The sequence below is a fragment of the Cupriavidus sp. GW821-FHT02F09 genome (assembly GCF_059421605.1).
In genome coordinates, this window is sequence record NZ_JBWKVH010000014.1 from 99,488 (window position 1) to 115,628 (window position 16,141).

The 16,141-nt window shown below is 64.2% G+C and carries 16 protein-coding genes; 3 read left to right on the top strand and 13 right to left on the bottom strand.

Annotation, left to right across the window (positions count from 1 at the left end; translation table 11 throughout):
• Positions 1–65: 65 nt before the first annotated feature.
• Together AC07XB_RS17840 and AC07XB_RS17845 are read right to left on the bottom strand one after the other, a co-directional pair.
• Positions 66–962 (bottom strand): trypsin-like peptidase domain-containing protein, encoded by an 897-nt coding sequence (locus tag AC07XB_RS17840; protein ID WP_492373374.1) that lies wholly within the window; start codon positions 960–962, stop codon positions 66–68.
• A gap of 96 nt (positions 963–1,058) precedes the next feature.
• The gene (locus AC07XB_RS17845; protein ID WP_006157950.1) at positions 1,059–1,262 is read right to left on the bottom strand and encodes a cold-shock protein; all 204 of its coding nucleotides are present in this window, start codon (positions 1,260–1,262) and stop codon (positions 1,059–1,061) included.
• Positions 1,263–1,607: 345 nt separating this feature from the next.
• Here AC07XB_RS17845 and AC07XB_RS17850 point away from each other — a divergent pair, with 345 nt between their 5' ends.
• Both AC07XB_RS17850 and AC07XB_RS17855 read left to right on the top strand, forming a co-directional pair.
• On the top strand, positions 1,608–1,847 hold the full coding sequence (locus tag AC07XB_RS17850; protein ID WP_267605672.1) for a hypothetical protein: 240 nt from the start codon (positions 1,608–1,610) through the stop codon (positions 1,845–1,847).
• A 191-nt stretch (positions 1,848–2,038) separates the two neighbouring features.
• The gene (locus tag AC07XB_RS17855) at positions 2,039–2,917 is read left to right on the top strand and encodes a lipid A biosynthesis lauroyl acyltransferase (RefSeq protein ID WP_492373373.1); all 879 of its coding nucleotides are present in this window, start codon (positions 2,039–2,041) and stop codon (positions 2,915–2,917) included.
• A 37-nt stretch (positions 2,918–2,954) separates the two neighbouring features.
• Here AC07XB_RS17855 and AC07XB_RS17860 read toward each other — a convergent pair whose 3' ends face one another.
• From AC07XB_RS17860 to AC07XB_RS17880, 5 genes are all read right to left on the bottom strand, one after another.
• Positions 2,955–3,149: a hypothetical protein gene (locus tag AC07XB_RS17860; protein WP_043344120.1), complete on the bottom strand. Its 195-nt coding sequence runs from the start codon at positions 3,147–3,149 to the stop codon at positions 2,955–2,957.
• A 90-nt stretch (positions 3,150–3,239) separates the two neighbouring features.
• The gene (locus tag AC07XB_RS17865; protein WP_492373372.1) at positions 3,240–3,539 is read right to left on the bottom strand and encodes a hypothetical protein; all 300 of its coding nucleotides are present in this window, start codon (positions 3,537–3,539) and stop codon (positions 3,240–3,242) included.
• 284 nt (positions 3,540–3,823) lie between these two features.
• Positions 3,824–4,858, bottom strand: a complete 1,035-nt coding sequence (locus tag AC07XB_RS17870; RefSeq protein WP_492830635.1) for an alpha/beta fold hydrolase — start codon at positions 4,856–4,858, stop codon at positions 3,824–3,826.
• Positions 4,859–4,899: 41 nt separating this feature from the next.
• Entirely contained in the window at positions 4,900–5,883 is a 984-nt protein-coding gene (locus tag AC07XB_RS17875) for a glutathione S-transferase family protein (RefSeq protein WP_492830634.1), read from the bottom strand.
• 40 nt (positions 5,884–5,923) lie between these two features.
• Positions 5,924–6,877 carry an alpha/beta fold hydrolase gene (locus AC07XB_RS17880; RefSeq protein ID WP_492830633.1) on the bottom strand — a complete coding sequence of 318 codons (954 nt, stop codon included), beginning with the start codon at positions 6,875–6,877 and terminating at the stop codon, positions 5,924–5,926.
• A 166-nt stretch (positions 6,878–7,043) separates the two neighbouring features.
• Between AC07XB_RS17880 and AC07XB_RS17885 the strand changes: the two genes are divergently transcribed.
• Positions 7,044–7,991 (top strand): LysR family transcriptional regulator, encoded by a 948-nt coding sequence (locus tag AC07XB_RS17885; protein WP_492830632.1) that lies wholly within the window; start codon positions 7,044–7,046, stop codon positions 7,989–7,991.
• A gap of 125 nt (positions 7,992–8,116) precedes the next feature.
• On the opposite strand, the gene tagF is transcribed toward AC07XB_RS17885, so the two are convergent.
• Genes tagF through AC07XB_RS17915 form a run of 6 tightly spaced genes read right to left on the bottom strand, consistent with a single transcriptional unit; the run spans position 8,117 to position 16,128 of the window.
• The gene (tagF, locus tag AC07XB_RS17890) at positions 8,117–8,866 is read right to left on the bottom strand and encodes a type VI secretion system-associated protein TagF (protein WP_492830631.1); all 750 of its coding nucleotides are present in this window, start codon (positions 8,864–8,866) and stop codon (positions 8,117–8,119) included.
• The gene (gene tssM / locus AC07XB_RS17895; protein WP_492830630.1) at positions 8,845–12,669 is read right to left on the bottom strand and encodes a type VI secretion system membrane subunit TssM; all 3,825 of its coding nucleotides are present in this window, start codon (positions 12,667–12,669) and stop codon (positions 8,845–8,847) included. The genes tagF and tssM overlap by 22 nt, the downstream gene beginning before the upstream one ends.
• A 13-nt stretch (positions 12,670–12,682) precedes the next feature.
• Positions 12,683–13,963 (bottom strand): type VI secretion system protein TssL, long form, encoded by a 1,281-nt coding sequence (gene tssL, locus AC07XB_RS17900; protein WP_492830629.1) that lies wholly within the window; start codon positions 13,961–13,963, stop codon positions 12,683–12,685.
• Entirely contained in the window at positions 13,960–15,303 is a 1,344-nt protein-coding gene (gene tssK / locus AC07XB_RS17905; protein WP_492830628.1) for a type VI secretion system baseplate subunit TssK, read from the bottom strand. The genes tssL and tssK overlap by 4 nt, the downstream gene beginning before the upstream one ends.
• Positions 15,304–15,307: 4 nt before the next feature.
• Complete coding sequence (gene tssJ / locus AC07XB_RS17910) at positions 15,308–15,856, bottom strand: type VI secretion system lipoprotein TssJ (protein ID WP_492813122.1); 549 nt, start codon at positions 15,854–15,856, stop codon at positions 15,308–15,310.
• Positions 15,853–16,128, bottom strand: a complete 276-nt coding sequence (locus tag AC07XB_RS17915) for a PAAR domain-containing protein (RefSeq protein WP_492830627.1) — start codon at positions 16,126–16,128, stop codon at positions 15,853–15,855. The genes tssJ and AC07XB_RS17915 overlap by 4 nt, the downstream gene beginning before the upstream one ends.
• Positions 16,129–16,141 lie beyond the last annotated feature (13 nt).

Sequence of the window (16,141 nt, forward strand, 5' to 3'; positions counted from 1 at the left end):
ACTCCACAGTTCCACTGAGTCCCACTCTACTCCTTCTACTCCTATTAGGAGCCGCTCCATGACCTTTATTTTGGCCGAGCGGGCGGGACTGGCGCGGGAGCAGCCGCCGGGGCAACCGACGGCATGGCTGCCGCATTGCCAATAGCCGCTGCAGCAGCAACGGGGGGCGTAGCAGCAGCGGGAGTAGCGGCGGCGCCAGGCGCGGTCCGCGCGGGCTTTGCCGCCACGGGCTCGGTCAGGGTCAGCAGCATGTCCGCATACCAGGCAGAGTTCAGCCCAAGCACTTCGTCCTCCGCCAGGTCGCGCGAGCCGACGTCGAAGCGAGCCGAGTGGATGCCGAGCAGCATCCACGGCAGGTCCAGCTTGTCGCCCCGGCCATCGCGCATGCGCGAGACTACGAGCGCGCCGCTGGTGCCGCGGTGAGTCCTGGCATCGGTCAGGAAAAACCCCTGGCCCTGGAAACGCAATCCGTACGCGGACGCGACCACGGCCTGGCGCGCAACCGGCAGATGATGGAGCGCGTCATGAAAACCCAGGGGAAACCCAACGATCAACAGGGAGTCGCCCACCTCGACGCGGTCGGAAGGCTGCGCCAGATGTTCCGGCGTGAAGGCCCGGTAAAGCAGCTTGGGCGGCAACGCCTTGCGCTCGATCTCCACCACGGCGACATCGACCGGACCACCGCCGTCCTCGCCTTCGCGCCAGACCGCAAGCCCGTCACGGTACAGCGGAATCGAAAAGCCGATCGAGTCGGCCATGTTTTCCGGCTGGCTGTGCAGTTCGATCTCGATACGGTCCGGGTGGTGCTTGCTTGGCTCGTCGAACACCACATGGCGGCTGGTCACCACGAAGAGCCGGCCATCGCGCTCGAAGAAGAATCCGCTCGCATTGGTCAGCGGCTGCTGGCCTTCGAAGGACGAGACCCGGACGGCGGCTAGAAGGATGGATTCGACCATAGGCATGATGTTTTATGCGCTTGCGCACCTCGATGATTCCCGGTCGGTAAAAAAAAGCCCCGCTAAGCGGGGCTTTTTTCTAGGCGATTCGAATCGGCTCGATTAGATCGGCTCGATCTTGGTCGCTGCGGGGCCCTTTTGGCCAACGCCTGCGACATAACGCACTTTCTGGCCTTCTTGCAGCGACTTGAAACCGCCGCCTTGAATTTCCGAGAAATGCGCGAACAGGTCGTTGCCGCCTGCGTCAGGGGTGATGAAGCCGAAGCCCTTGGAGTCGTTGAACCACTTGACGGTACCGGTTTCCATGCTGGATATCCTTTAAACCTTAAAAGTTCTGGATGAGCCTGATGCTCACCAGGCATGACGATCAAGGAAGGAACATGGAGCAAACGAATCGCCGCTTGGAGGGGACGATCCATAACATCTGAGTAACCGCTTGAAAGATCCTGCACCAACGTTTATACAGGGCTGGGATAGGCATGTCAACTTACTGAAGAAAAAAGTGCCTCATTGGTTGCGGGCACGGTCTTTTCCACACCTCGCGCCACGCATCGCGCGCGCCCACGTGCGCGAACAGATACAAGCTCGCGGCGGCGGTTTATAGCAGCATGAACGTGCTACAGTCACCCACCTTCCGCCGTCGGATTCCGCATGTCGCCTTGCCCAGCCTGCCTCGCCATCGACACCAACCGTGGTGGCTCGCCAGGCCATGCGTTGCTCAGGATCACCGACACGCAGCGCATCAAGGTGCCACGCCGCCCTGCAATGACAGTCAGTACCTTTGTGTGCCAGGCCTGCGGCACCGGCTGGATCTACCGCGACGGCAAGAACGTCGATGCGCAGGGCTGGCAGCTAGCGCCGCAGCAGGCGCCGGTCCCGGACCTTCAATGATCCAGGCACGCGCCTGCATCGACGCGGCGCCGTAGCACCACACCACCAAGACGGGCCCAACAAGCCCCGCAAGCCCATTAGCTGGCAATCACCACCACTGCCGCGTCTTTCACGCGAGACAGCGCTGCACGCCCGCGCCACCTGGCCGCGGCGGCGCGCGTCACGCCTCGCGGCAACCCTTCAGGAACAGGATGATCCAGCGTATCGGACTATTTTTCACCGTCAGCCTGCTGCGTTTGCTCGCCGCCTTGCCTTATAGCGTGTGCGCCCGCGTCGGCATGGGCCTGGGCGCCCTGCTCTATCGCATTCCAAGCCGGCGCCGCAGCGTGGTGCAGACCAACCTGCGGCTTTGCTTTCCCGACCAGAGCGAAGCGCATCGACATGCCCTGGGACAGGCGCATTTCAGCCACGTGATTCGAAGCTACCTGGAACGCGGGGTGCAATGGTATGGCTGTGCCGGCAAGCTGAATGACCTGGTCGAGCTGGAGTCCGCCATCGAGCTCGGCAACACCGAGGCCGGCCCGACCATCTTCCTGGGATTCCATTTCGTGGCGATCGAGGCCGGCTGCATGTTCTACTCGATCAAGCATCCGGTGGCCTCACTCTACTCGAAGATGTCGAACCCGTTGCTGGAACAACTCGCCAAGCAGCAGCGCGGCAGGTTCGGCACGGAGATGATCCCGCGCAATGGCAGCGTGCGCCAGGCCTTGCGCGCGCTCAAGTCGGGCACGCCGCTGATGCTCGCGGCAGACATGGATTTTGGCTTGCGCGATTCGGTATTCGTGCCGTTTTTCAACGTCCCCGCTTGCACGCTCACCTCGGTGTCGCGCCTCGCCGCGCTCAGCGGCGCGCGCGTCGTGCCCTTCACGACCTCTGTCCTGCCTGGCTACCGCGGCTACAAGCTGAAGATATTCGATGCGCTGGCGGGCTACCCCTCCGGCGACGAGAAGGTCGACGCGCTGCGCATGAACGCGTTCCTGGAGCAGCAGGTCCGCGCCATGCCGGAGCAATACTACTGGGTGCATCGCCGCTTCAAGCACCGCCCCGAAGGCGAGGCGCCTGTCTACTGAAATGCCTGCAGCGGCGCGCGCGCCGCCCACTTTCCCTTCAGCCTTCGTAGCCATCCAGGCCCACGCGATAGAGCGTGGCGCCCACCGTCTCCAGCAGCGCACGCGCCGCGTCGGAAAACGGCTCGCTGGCAAGCAGCGCGGCCAGGCCGGCCACGGCATCGTCCACCGATAGCTCCACCGTGTCGTCGTTGGCGATGCGCTCGAAGGTGCTGATCACTACTGTCGGATCCATCCAGATTCCCCTGCAAAAGTCGAACTCTGCCCCCGGGCCTGATGCCCGGGCTAGCAAGCTGCGCGCATGGTAGCACCCCGGCGCGGCCTCTCAGCGCTTTGGCGGCAAGGCACGCAGGCGGCGATTCACTTCCAGCAGCGTGTCGCAATCGTCGCCTCGGTTGGCGCTGCGCTCGCGGATATAGGCGGTGATGGCCAGCAGCGGACGCTTGCGTTCGTTGCATGTCGCTGGCGAAGGGTGAGCACAAGGCACTTCCACCTCCTTGACCAGGCTATCGCGCACGATGGTGAGCAGATCACCGCACTGCGCCACTTCGACCGCAGATGCCGCCTCCGTCTGCTCGGCAAAGGCATGGCCTGCCGGCACGCCGAGCGTCACCGCAGCGAACACGACATGACGAAGGCAAACGTGTCTCCCGGGCGCGCGCTTTTCGTGTGCGGCGGATCGACTGAGAACGGCGGCGATAGCACTGCATTTTTTACAAAACGCGGCCTGCATGGGTCGGAGAAAGTGCAAGATGGCGTGTTCTTGTTCGGTAACGACAGGCCAGGGATCTGATCTGGCGGCGGCAACCGCCTGCGCGTGACAGCCACGGGCAAAGCGGCCCTGCCCTGCCCCCCATGCAGGATTCATTCCCTCAGCCGCCGTCCCCCCGCACGCCTTCGGCATTCACGCTACCGGCTTGCCGGCAACGCCGCCAGGCCATCCAGCAGCGCCTTGTGGAACGCCATTGGATCCTGCATCTGCGGCGCGTGGCCCAGCGCCGGAAACTCCACCAGCCTGGCATTCGGCAGCGCCTTCAAGGTGCGCAGCGCCAGCACCGGATAGTTGCCGACCTTCGCGCGGACTTCCGGCGGTGCTGCATCCTTGGCGATGGCCGTAGTGTCCTTGTCGCCGATCAGCAGCAAGGTTGGCGTCTTCAGCGCGCCCAACTCGTACACGACCGGCTGCGTGAAGATCATGTCGTAGATCAGCGCGGAGTTCCAGGCCACCTGCTGCTTACCCGGGCCGCGGTTCATGCCCGCCAGCATCTGCACCCAGGGCTCGTACTCGGGGCGCCACGTGCCCACATAGTAGGTAGCTTTTTCGTAGCTGCGGATCTTGTCAGCGTTGGTGGCGAGCTCACGGGCATACCATTGATCCACCGACAAGGATGGCACGCCCAACGCCTTCCAGTCTTCCAGGCCGATCGGGTTGACGAGCGCCAGTTGCTCCGTCTGTTGCGGATACATCAGCGCATAGCGCATCGCCAGCATGCCGCCCGTGGAATGCCCGATCACCGTCGCCTGCTGGATCCCGATGGATTCCAGCAAGGCGTGGGTGTTGCGCGCCAGTTGCTGGAAACTGAACTGATAGTGCGCCGGCTTGCTGGATTTGCAGAAGCCGATCTGGTCCGGCGCAATGACGCGATACCCGGCCGTGCTGAGTACCTTGATCGTGTCCCCCCAGGTCGCCGCGCAGAAGTTCTTTCCATGCAGCAAGACCGCGGTGCGGCCGTTGGCGCGCTCTGGCTTGATGTCCATGTAAGCCATCTGCATCGCCTCGCCTTGCGAGGTGAACGCGAACTGCTGCACCGGCGCCGGATAGTCGAAGCCTTCCAGCTCGGGGCCATATGCGGGCCCATCGTCGGCGGCAGCCAGCGCGACGGGGGCGGTGGCAACGGCTGCCAATGTGAGCAAGGCAAGCAGGAATTGGCGATGAAACGTCATGGGCGTGGTCTCGGCTAACGAAAAAGAAACGGACAACGGCCTTACGCCGCCAGCCGCGCGCGCTCCGGCGGCGCGGCAAAGTCCAGCACCGGCCCCGCCGGCACCACGCCACTCGGATTGATGGAGCGGTGGCTTTCATAGTAGTGCCGCTTGATATGGTCGATATTGACCGTCGCCGCAATCCCCGGCAACTGGTAGATGTCGCGCGTGAAGCCAGACAGGTTCGGATAGTCGGCGATGCGCCGCAGGTTGCACTTGAAGTGCCCCACATAAACCGCGTCAAAGCGTACCAGCGTTGTGAACAGGCGGATGTCGGCCTCGGTAAGCCGGTCGCCCAGCAGGAAGCGGCGCGTGGCGAGCCGCGCCTCGAGCCAGTCGAGCGTATCGAACAACGGAGTCACCGCCTCTTCATATGCATCTTGCGTGGTGGCAAAGCCGGACTTGTAGACGCCATTGTTGAGCGTGTCGTATACCCGTGCGTTGACTTCGTCGATTTCCGCGCGCAGCACCGCCGGATAGTAGTCGCCCGCCTTGGCGCCAATACCATCGAAGGCGGTGTTGAACATGCGGATGATCTCTGACGACTCGTTATTGACGATGGTTGCCCGCTGCTTGTCCCACAGCACGGGCACGGTGACGCGCCCGGTGTAGTCGGGATCGGCGCCGGTGTAGACCTGGTGCAAGAGCCGCGCACCGTTGACCGTGTCCGGCACCACGCCCGCGCCCTCGGCGAACGTCCATCCCTCGCCGAGCATCAGCCAGTGCACCGTGGATACGCTGATCATCTCTTCCAGCCCCTTGAGCGTGCGCATGATCAGCGTGCGGTGCGCCCACGGGCAGGCCAGGCTCACGTACAGGTGATAGCGCCCGGCCTCGGCCTTGAAGCCACCGGCGCCGCTCCGGCCGGCGGCGCCATCGGGCGTCACCCAGTTGCGAAAGGCAGCGTCCTTGCGAACAAAGCGGCCGCCGGTGGATGCCGTGTCGTACCAGCGGTCTTGCCATTTGCCGTTGACGAGCAGTCCCATGTCGATACTCCTTTTTTTTGATGCGGTGAGGTAGGCGTCTTTAGTCGGCGCTAACGGGTTGCGACGGCGCGTCGATGAACTGCACGATAGCTGAAATGGTCTGCCCTGGCGCTTCTTCCATCAGCCAGTGCCCCGAGCCCTTGACGATCACGCCTTGCACATGGGTGGCGACGAGACGCGCCTGGTCGATCAGGAAACTACCCGAAGCCTTCTCGCCCGCCAGCACCAGCATGGGCATCGGCAGCGGGTGCTTTGCCAGCGCCGCGAAGTCTTCGGCATCCTGCGGGAACGCACGGAAGAACTCGAATCCCGCGCGCATCCGGCCCGGCTTGGCGTAGTTGGCAGCATAAATCCGGCGATTTGCCTCCGACACCGAGTGCTTCGGGTCAGCGGCGAAATCGTTCCAGAAGTGTTCAAAGTAGGTACGCTCGCGGCCCTTCACCAGCTTCTCCGGCGTGTCGCCGTAGAAGTTGAAGTGCCACTTGTCGCGCAGCAGCCAGACCTTTTGCCAGTCGCCCACGCCGGGCAGGAACGCGTCCATCAGCGTCACGCTTTCCACTTCGTCCGGGTATTGCGCGGCGTAAGCGTAAGCCACCATCAGGCCGATATCGTGGCCAACAATGTTGATCTTGCGATAGCCGAGAGCCTGGACCATGGCGTGAATGTCCTGCGCCATGTTCTTCTTCTCGTAGCCCGACTCGGTCATCGCCGAGTCGCCCGCGCCGCGCAGGTCCGGCGCGATCACGGTACGCTTGTCACCAAGCTTCGCCATCAGCGGCAGCCACATATGGCTGGATTCCGCGTAGCCGTGCAGTAGCACGACCGGCGTGCCACTACCGCGCCCGGATTGCAGGTAGTGCAAGGCAACGCCGTTCGCCTTGATCGTATGAGAGACGACGGCGGCGGCAGCGGCTTCGGCGCGTGGCGCAGCGAGCGCGCCGAACACCAGCAATGCGGCGCCGGCGTAGCTTGCGATGCGATGAATGAGAGCCATGACTTTTCTCCGGTGACTGTGCCATGGCTGGACGTACTCTCCTGGCCGACGGCGCTTGCAAACAAAGGGGTTTCGGGAATCGGGTGAAGCATTGCGACGAATATTGCGCCGGCACATGTGTTTTGCCGTACGATTTTCCCGATGAACTCGTTCGACGGAGTTGAACATGTTGTCAGAAGACGAACTGGCCTTGCTGGAAGCCATCCGGGACAGCGGCAGCCTCTCGCGCGCCGCGGCGCGCCTGGGCAAGGCGCCATCGACCGTCTCCCACGCCGCCCGGCAACTGGAGGGCCGCTTTGACGCCCTGCTGTTCGACCGCCGCCGCTACCGCCTGCAACTCACCCCTGCCGGCCACCTGCTGGCCGAAGAGGCCGCGCGCCTGATGCAGGACGTATCGCGCATGACCCAGCGCGTGCGGCAGGTGGCGAGCGGCTGGGAAGATCGTCTATGGATCGTCACGGATGAAGTGCTCGAGTTCGAATTGCTGATGCCGGTGATCCGCAGCTTCGATGCGCTCAAATCCGGCGTGGCGCTGCGCCTGACCCACGAAGTCCTCAGCGGCACCTGGGAAGCGCTGCGCGACGGCCGCGCCGATGTGATCGTCGGCGCGACCAATGAGCCACCCGCCATCCCCGGCCTGCGCTGGTTCGAGCTCGGCGTGGTCGAATGGGTCTTTGCCGTGGCGCCGCGCCACCCGCTTGCCAGCGTAGCCGAGCCGCTCACGCGCCAGCGCATCTCGGCGCACCGGGGCGTGGCTGTGGCCGATTCATCGCGCGGTACCGCAGGGCGGGCCTACGGCCTGGTGGGCGGGCAAGCCTCGCTGGCCGTGCCGAGCATGCGCGCGAAGATCCTGGCGCAGCGCGAGGGGCTGGGCGTCGGCTGGCTGCCGCGGCACCGCGTGGCTTCGCTGCTCAAGCGTGGGGAGCTGGTGGAAAAGCGCACGGCCGATCCGCGCGAGCCCAACACGCTGTATGTGGCGTGGCGGGGCGACCATGAGGGCCGCGCGCTCGAATGGTGGCTGGATCAGTTTCGGCAGCCACGGCTGGCGAAGCGCCTGGTGCAGGGCATGGATCTGTTTGCGCAAGCGGGCCCGAACTGGCCGCCAGCAGGATAAGCAAGATCAACAAGGTGCCGCTGCTGCGGGCCGTTCCATACCGCTGCTGATGTGTGCACTCCGACAGGCAGTTGCCCGCAAGCAGCAATTTATAGAGCGTGGCCGCGCGTGGTCGAGGAATGAAATCAAAGCCCGGCCACAATGTGGCGCATGGCCGGGACGCCGTCGATTTCCATGGCGCAGCCAGTACCGGCCTGCCAGACGCTGCCAAGGCTGCCACTGCGCAACAGGTGCGGCGGCCAGTCGTCACGGATGGCTTCGGGCCCAGTGAAGCTGTCGCTGAGCAAATTCCCCGAGGCGGCCTGATTCCGTGCGCCGGCCAGGCGCTTGAACGACACCTGGATGCGACCCCGCCAGCCGGGTCGATGGTTGGCCCACAGGGCATCGACTGCCGCGGCCAGGCCCGTTCGGTCCGGCAGGCGGGTGTGGTTATGCACCAACTGCACCAGATCGGTGAGCCAGTGCGCCGGTGCGCCGAGCAGCTGCTCGGCCCATTGAGCGCTGACGCTCTGCCAGACCACCAGCGGGTAGCGGCGCCCCACCCGGTCTCGGGACGCGGCCATGACACCAATCAGGTAGCTGCCCTCGCTGGGGAACTTCAGGCCGCGCGTGCGCAGGATGAAATGACACGGTTCAGCCGCGCGCAATCGGGCTTGGCCCGCGAGGCTGGGTGGCGTCAGATGCAACCAATGCGGCGCCTGGCCGACAATGGAAAGCGCTGGCGCCCGGACCGGAGCTTCGGCCTGCCCGGGGTCGAACCAGTTCCGCCACATCGCCACCTGGGCCAGGGGCGCATTGTGGCGAACAAAGTCCCCTTGCGCTGGCAGCTTGCCGAAAATCGACGGTGCCGTAATCACCCCGACCTCCCCGGACACTGGAAGCCCTGCAGCAGGGCGGTGGTCCATGGATTCGCGAGACTGCCGGTGTTGATGTCGAGCTTCGCCTTGCGGCCGTCAAAGTCATACTCGGCCACGAAGTGGCTGGCTGTCGCCGAGCCGGCCAGCTTACCCTTGGCAATCACGCGCATCAGGGCCCACGGGCCGTTGGCGGTCAACGTCGAGGTGTCGGGGCGGATGCGCGGGCTGGCGGTGATTTCGGCACCCTGCCCGCCGCGCGGGCCTGGCCAGGTCACCTTGAGCGGGATCACCGGGCCGTGCACGTAGCGCTGGCTCTGCCCATCGAAATCCATGTTCAGCTCGACGATTTCGGGATCGAGCTCTATGACCTTCAGGTCGACCTTCCAGGCCATCTTCTTTGCGCCCGGATCACGGAAGAACACCTCCCGGATCTCCTTGGCGCGCTGGAACGGCACCAGGCTCGGGCCGGCCACCGGTGGCACATCGGGCGCGGTCAACTTGTAGCGCCACGGCGAGATGGTGGTATCCACGTGTGGAGCCAGTACCTTCTGGAAGAAGTCGTCCAGCACACCGCCGGTAGCAAAGACGCGTGCAAGATCCTCCGGATCCACGTCCTGCATCGACGTCGGCGTGAACGGATACTTGCCGTCGACGGCACTGCGGCAACTTTCGCCGATCACAGCGTCCATCTGGGCAATCAGGATGTCGCCAACGCCCTTGTTGACATCCCGGGTGCCCTGCACGACCAGATCGGCCAACACCGACTTGAAGGGCGCCGGCAGCTTGGCCGCCTCCATGCGCAATTGCGGCCCAGCCTCTGACGGGGGCGGCAGGTTCCGGGTGTTCAGCGCATTGTTGGCCACTACCAGACTGGTGTAGTAGGCGTTAACCATGCCGGCTATCGTATCCAGCTGCGGCTTCCCGGCGGCAGCCTGCGCCCCCGGGTTGGCGGCATCGGCCTGGCCAGTCACCACTTCGCGCAGCGCGGCGAAGCGGCTGTCGACCACCTCGCGCTCCTGGCGAGCCTCGGCGCGGGCGGTCAGCGCGTTGACCTTGTCGGATTTCTTGTCCAGCGCGGACAGCGCCTTCTCCGCCAGGGACTTATCCTCGGGATCCACCGGACGGCTCAGCGTGGTTTCCTGCACCGCTGCCCGGCCCAGCCGGGCCAGCGGGGAGTCCGGCGCGGCGAAATTGCGCAGGATCTCCAGGTCAAAGGCCAGGTTGTTGCCGGTCACCGTCCGGATATCGCCCAGGAATTCCTCCCAGTGCCGCGCATACTCGCTCAGGTACAGGCGTCGAATCTCGCGTGTCAGGGGATCGTTGCCTGTCAGCTTGCCCGCGGCGCTCTCAAGCGTTTTTTTTTGAGCGCCGAGCCCCGTGCCCCTTCCCATGACCCAGGTATCAACCGCCTGTGCCTTGCCGACGAATTCCGGCAGGCGCGCATTGAACAGGTCGTGGTAACCGGCGTAGGTGAAGAGCCCAGGGATGCCCCGCTCCAGCGGCTCACCACTGGCTCGGGTGAAGACCGTGCCAGCCTGCGGCCCGACCGCGCGCACCAGCGTGAAATCCTGTGGCGCCTCCTCCATCATGGCCGCCTTGGCGCGGTCGTAGAGGCGTTCGACGGAAGTATTTCCATCCAGGAAATCCCGCGCCGAGCGGATCAGCGCCTCGTTCTTTGCGTATGGCGACAACACGGGACGACTGCCATCCAGCAGGCTGTCCAAATGCGCGAGCACAGCCACCCGACCACCGAAGGCCTCCGCCCCGTTGCCGGTTGCCCAGTCGCTTTGCAGCCAGCTGCGCACGTTGGACGCGTTGAACTTGTCCCTGTCGTGCAGCATCAGGTAAACCCGCAGGGTGTCGTAGGTCTGCTTGGCATCGCGCTGATCGACAGCGGTGGACAGCACGGCTTCGACCCGGCGTACCAGGTATGGCACCAGCAGGTTGTCCTGCAATCTCGTATGGGTCTGGGTCGCAGCGCCCAGCACCGGCGGCACGCTGTAGAGGCCATACCGCCAGTCGACAGACGGATCGGCCAGATTCAGGCTGGCGTAGGCGGGCAGGTCGCGGGCCGCAGCCAGCACCTCGGGCATCGTATCCGGCTGCGGCTTCTTGTAGAACGCCGTCACCGTCGCGGCCAGCCCCTTGGCTTTCTCCTGCACCACGTCCAGATAGTTATGGTTGTGGCCGAAGCTGTTATAGAGCGCACCGGCAAGCCAAAGGAAGATCACCAGTGCCAGCGCGTGGCCGAGCAGCCGCAGCAGGCGGAAGCGGAATTCCCAGCGCAGGTTCGGCTTCACCAAGTGCGCCTCGGGCACAATGATGCGATTGAAAACATCCTGCAGGAAGTAGCTGCGGTTGCCGGTGGCCTTCGCGCCGGCGTCCTCCATTGCTTGCGCGCCTGGCTTCGTCGTGCGAAGTACCTGCCGGATCAGTGTGCTGGCATCAGCGACAACCGACTGCGCGGTCTGCGTTGCACTGGTGAAGTACACACCGCGCAGCATGGAGTTTCGCTCGGTATCGTCGTAGCGGGAATCCAGAAAGATCTGTTCCAGCATCGCGACGAGCGGTTCTGTCAGGCTCTCGAGTTCGTCCTCCAAGGCGTAGAGCGCCTTGCGCCGGCTCAGGTCAAACTCCTCATACAGTCGACCGTCCAGCCCTGCCTCCAGCCGCATCACCAGCGACCGCATCTCCTCGCGGCACTGCGCAGCGGCATTCACTGCCGGCTGTCCCCGCCGCCGCCTGCCCGCGACCGGCAAGGTGAAGCCCCAAGGCTGGGCCCGCCCTTCGCTGGTCAGGTACTGGAAGTACTCGGTAAAGCCGGCAAGCTGATCGAGCTTGGTCACCAGCACATAGATGGGGAACTGGATGCCCAGTTCCTCACGCAGTTCGGCCAGGCGCGCCCGAATCCTGGCCGCTTCGGCAACCCGCTCCTCGGCGGAATGCCGCAGCAGGTCCGCCACGCTGATCGTCACCAGCGCACCATTGATCGGGGCGCGGGCACGGTGTTTTCGCAGCAGGCCAAGAAAGCCCTTCCATTCGGCCAGCTCGATCGCCGAACCCGATTCCTGCGCCGTATAGCGGCCTGCCGTGTCGATCAGGACCGCCTCGTTGGTGAACCACCAATTCGTCTGCTCCGTGCCCTGCCGTGCGCGAGCCGCCGCGCTCATTTGCTCGGCAATCGGGAATTGCAGCCCGGCGTTCAACAAGGCTGTCGTCTTGCCAGCCCCTGGCACGCCGACCATCATGTACCAGGGCAGTTCGTAGAGGTAGCGCCGTCCCTCGAACAATCGGCCGATCCGGCTGCCGGTGCGCATGCCCTTGAGCTGGCGCAGCGCAGTCTGGATGGCGGTGTTGAGCACGGCAACTTCATCCTTGGCGACCACCTCCTGGCGCTTCCCGCCAAAGTTCAGCAGGCTCGCGACGAAGGTCTCATCCGTACGTGCACGCTGCCAAAGCAGGTACAGCAGGTACGCAACGAACACGAGGACAATGGCCGAGATCAGCAGGATACGAACCGAACTCGGCGCCAGCGGATGGCTGGCCCCGACGGCAAGTAACGGCCCCGCGTGCCAGATCAGCAGGCACAGCGCGGCGACCCCGATCGTGGACACCGGCCAGCCAAGCAGCCAGAAAAGCGCCAGCGCCAGCAACAGCACGATGGCCGTAGCGCGCGCGCCGAGGCCTGCCAGCGGATGCATGCCATTGAATCCAAGCAGCGGTCCGATAAACCAGATGGCTGCCGCCACCAGAAGCACGGCGACAAGTGCTAGCGTCTGCCGGGAGACGAGCGCGCCCCCAATACGTTTCAGAAATTCCATGCCTTGACCCCGGTCACTGCGTAACGACGATCTCAACCCGGCGATTCTTCGCTCGGGCTGCCGGCGTCTTGTTGTCGATAAGTGGCTCGGTATCGCCCTTGCCAATGGCTTCGAGGCGCCCCTTGGCCACGCCCTTGCTGGCCAGGTACTCCGTCACGGTCGCGGCACGCTCCTCGGACAACGCCTGATTCGAGGGGAACCTGGCCGTCTTGATGGGAGCGTTGTCGCTGTGGCCGATGACGGTCACCTTGCCGGAGACCTTGTTGATCTCCCCTGCGACCTTGTCCAGCAGCGGCAAGATCTTGCCGCTTACCTCGGCCCGCCCGCCGCCGAACATGTCGTCGCCGCGGAAGGTCACGGCACTACGCGTCGCATCCTCCTGCACGCTGACGACCCCACGCGCAATCTCGTCCTTGAGCAACTCTGCCAGGCGCAGCGCCTTGGGCGGCTCCGGCGGTGTGATCTTCCCAATGGCAAGGATCTGTTGCTCGAGATCATGTGTGCGGAACAGCAGCTGGTATTTGTACCAGGCAAACAGGCCAAAGACCGCAAGGGCCAGGACCGAAACCGTGACCCAAACCGGTACCGTGCGCAACAGGCTCAGCCGGCCGGCATCCGCGCCGCGCCAATGCGGCGAAAGGTCGCGCGGCACGCTCGCGCGCGCGCCACTGATCAGGTGCAGGAGCTTTTGCCTGATCGTATCGAGATGACGATGGCCATCAGTGTGGCCGGCATAGCGGCCTTGGAACCCGAGTGACAGCACGTGATAAATCACCTCGATCACGTCCAGATGCTCCGTCGGGGAGTCCACCAGGCGGCCCAACACCTGGAACACCTTTTCGCCACCGCCGTTCTCGCCGTGCAACTGGATCAGCAGACTGTTGTCAGCCCACGCATGCTGGCCCCACGGCATGCCATTGGCCGCTTCGTCCAGCGCCGTGCACAAGCTGTAGCGCGCCGCGAGGATGTGCTCTCGCCGGATATTGGCGCGCTCGCAGATCGCCTGGAAATCCTGTGCTTCCCGCACCAGAAGCGATTTCAGGGTCACCATCTGGTCTTGCCGCAGCGATGCCGGCAGGTCCGCCAACGCGCGCAGCAGCGGCCTCGCCGCAGCCAGCAGCGGGTTGGCTGCGCGCAAGATGTCTTCGACCCGTTGCTCGACCGGCTTATGGAAAGTGCGCGGCGCTGGCTCCTGCTGCGCGGCATGCGGTTCCGCTTGATTCGTCCCCGAAGGCGCTTGCCCGGCCAGATCACCGACCGGACTATCTGCGGAGAACGTCGGCTGGTTCTTCATTGTCGCACCCCCCACAACTCCATGCGCAGCCCAGGGAAATTCCCAGCCACATGCATCGCCAGGCCACCATAGCGCTCAATCTGCTCCCACAGCGGATGTTGCTGCGAGAGCTCGAAATAGATGTGGCCGGCATTGAACGGAATCTGCCGTGGCGGCACGGGCAGCACTTGCAACGGCAGGCCGGGCAAGTGAGAGTGAATCAGGCCCGCGAGGCGATCGGAAGGGCCGACCTTCGTCTGCGCCGGAAACTGCTGTTGCAGCACGTCCGCCGGAACTTGAGCGGTCACGGCGAGCACGAAGGTGCCAAAGCGTTTGAAGTCGTTCGGGTCAATCACGGCCAGCCGGATCCCGTTTGGCCGCGGCGCAAGGTCAATGCGCTGGGCCGCCCGCTCCAGGACCACATTGAGCAGGAAGCGCAGATCTTCGATCAATGGCTTCAAGCAAAGGTGGGGGGCATCATGACGGTAGGCATCGAGCCGCAAAGGCCGCCGCGTATCGGTACGCACGAAAGTCGACAACTCTCCCGATAGCGCCGCCAGGTGTACATAGAGAAGCTCCGGCGATGCCGCTTTCGCGGCAAGCAGATGGGTCAGTATCGGCTCGTACCGGTTCAGAAGCTGGAGGATCAGATATTCGGATATCTCCGCTGCATCGCCGCCGCGCATGGTGGCTGCGGACAAGCGCTGCGCCAGGGAATCGGCCCGCAAGTGCAGCAGGCCGTGGATCTCGGTAAGCCAGGTATTCAGTAGCGTGCTGGCCGTATAGACGTTGACCGGTGGAATCAAGCCGGCATCCAGCCGGGCACTGCCGTCTGCCCGGATCTCGGTCACCTTGGCCAGTGGCAGTCCAAGCCAGGACTCTGAAAGTTCCTTCCCGGGGAGCAACCGCAGACGCAGGTTCGCCAGTTGCACCAGCTTCGGCCCCTGCGCAATGGAGTTTGCGTCCAGCAGTTCTTTCTCGAAGGCTCGATACCGTGCCAGGGAATCCGCGCCATCCTCGAAATTCGTCTCTTCGGCGTTTGGCGTCCGAATCGGTACCGCCAGATAGATGATCTGATCCAGGTGTTCATGCTGCAGCGCCAGTGGCGCCGGCAACGCTGCATGCCCAGGCGCCTCGAACGGTGTTCCGTCCTGGAAGATGCCGGCAACCCCTGAAACCACCAGCTTACCCAGCGCCAGCGCCTCGGTATCAATGGCGAATTGATGGAACCCCCAGAAGAACGGGCTAAGGGCAGCACTGCGCTTGTGTGCGTAGTGCTCCAGATAGCGCTCCTGCTGCTGGAAGAGTTGTGGGCGCAGGAAAAGTCCTTCGCTCCAGATGACCTTGTTATACCAGCTCATGAATTCAATCAGGTTTGGAAATGGTGATGGTCTGCTGGTCCAACGAGACTTGCAGTTTGACCTTGCGCGCGGGAATTGCCGTTCGATACCACGCCGCTTCCGGCGCCGGTGGCAATTTGTGGACCGCTCTCCAGGTAGCTTTGCCAAGCTCCCTGTAGCCAACCAGAATGCCGAGGGCCTGCGTATCCGGGTTGAGCTTGCGCTCGATGTCCCGTGACTCGCCGGGACGGAGGATGAACTCGTCCCGCGCCAGCAGATCCTGCGTCAGAAGCGCTTTGTCTGCCGTCTCCAGCGAGAAGTAGTCAGCATTCTCAAAGGCGCCGTCGGTCTTGAGTTCATAGACGCGAACCAGGACCGGAGACGGCCTGCCCTTGTCATCGGGGTTGACGGTGTCTTTGGCGGTCACCGCCAGATCCAGCTTCATCTGCTCGCGCTGGGCGGGCGTGGTAGAGCAGGCAGCAAGCGACAGCAGCACAACGCCGGCTGCCGACTGCCAGCGAACCCATCCGGCGCCCGCCGGGGCCATGCGCCATGGCTTCATGAATGCCTTCATGCCCGCGCCTCATGACTGCCGATCAGCGCGCAGCCGCATTCGGTCAGGTCGCCCGCGCAGGCGCCGGGTATGCCGCCCACCTTGTAACGCCCGGCCACCTGCACAATCCGGTTGATGCCGTGCGGGCGCCCGTCGGGGTAGCTCTGCGGACATCGCACCAGATCGCCCAGGCGGGCAATCGCTTTGCCTTTGATCCTGCTGGTCGGCGAACCACTGATCACCACGCCGCCATGGGTGGTGATGTCGCCTACTGTAATGATGTCTGCGGACATGAAAGACTCCTGT

Excerpts from the sequence above, each read along its gene's own strand:
- AC07XB_RS17870 (WP_492830635.1), bottom strand. The coding sequence starts at position 4,858 with ATGACGTTTCATCGCCAATTCCTGCTTGCCTTGCTCACATTGGCAGCC.
- AC07XB_RS17840 (WP_492373374.1), bottom strand. The coding sequence starts at position 962 with ATGCCTATGGTCGAATCCATCCTTCTAGCCGCCGTCCGGGTCTCGTCC.
- tssM (WP_492830630.1), bottom strand. The coding sequence starts at position 12,669 with ATGGAATTTCTGAAACGTATTGGGGGCGCGCTCGTCTCCCGGCAGACG.
- AC07XB_RS17915 (WP_492830627.1), bottom strand. The coding sequence starts at position 16,128 with ATGTCCGCAGACATCATTACAGTAGGCGACATCACCACCCATGGCGGC.
- AC07XB_RS17880 (WP_492830633.1), bottom strand. The coding sequence starts at position 6,877 with ATGGCTCTCATTCATCGCATCGCAAGCTACGCCGGCGCCGCATTGCTG.
- AC07XB_RS17875 (WP_492830634.1), bottom strand. The coding sequence starts at position 5,883 with ATGGGACTGCTCGTCAACGGCAAATGGCAAGACCGCTGGTACGACACG.
- AC07XB_RS17845 (WP_006157950.1), bottom strand. The coding sequence starts at position 1,262 with ATGGAAACCGGTACCGTCAAGTGGTTCAACGACTCCAAGGGCTTCGGC.
- tssJ (WP_492813122.1), bottom strand. The coding sequence starts at position 15,856 with ATGAAGGCATTCATGAAGCCATGGCGCATGGCCCCGGCGGGCGCCGGA.
- AC07XB_RS17850 (WP_267605672.1), top strand. The coding sequence starts at position 1,608 with ATGTCGCCTTGCCCAGCCTGCCTCGCCATCGACACCAACCGTGGTGGC.
- AC07XB_RS17855 (WP_492373373.1), top strand. The coding sequence starts at position 2,039 with ATGATCCAGCGTATCGGACTATTTTTCACCGTCAGCCTGCTGCGTTTG.
- AC07XB_RS17885 (WP_492830632.1), top strand. The coding sequence starts at position 7,044 with ATGTTGTCAGAAGACGAACTGGCCTTGCTGGAAGCCATCCGGGACAGC.
- tssL (WP_492830629.1), bottom strand. The coding sequence starts at position 13,963 with ATGAAGAACCAGCCGACGTTCTCCGCAGATAGTCCGGTCGGTGATCTG.
- tssK (WP_492830628.1), bottom strand. The coding sequence starts at position 15,303 with ATGAGCTGGTATAACAAGGTCATCTGGAGCGAAGGACTTTTCCTGCGC.
- AC07XB_RS17860 (WP_043344120.1), bottom strand. The coding sequence starts at position 3,149 with ATGGATCCGACAGTAGTGATCAGCACCTTCGAGCGCATCGCCAACGAC.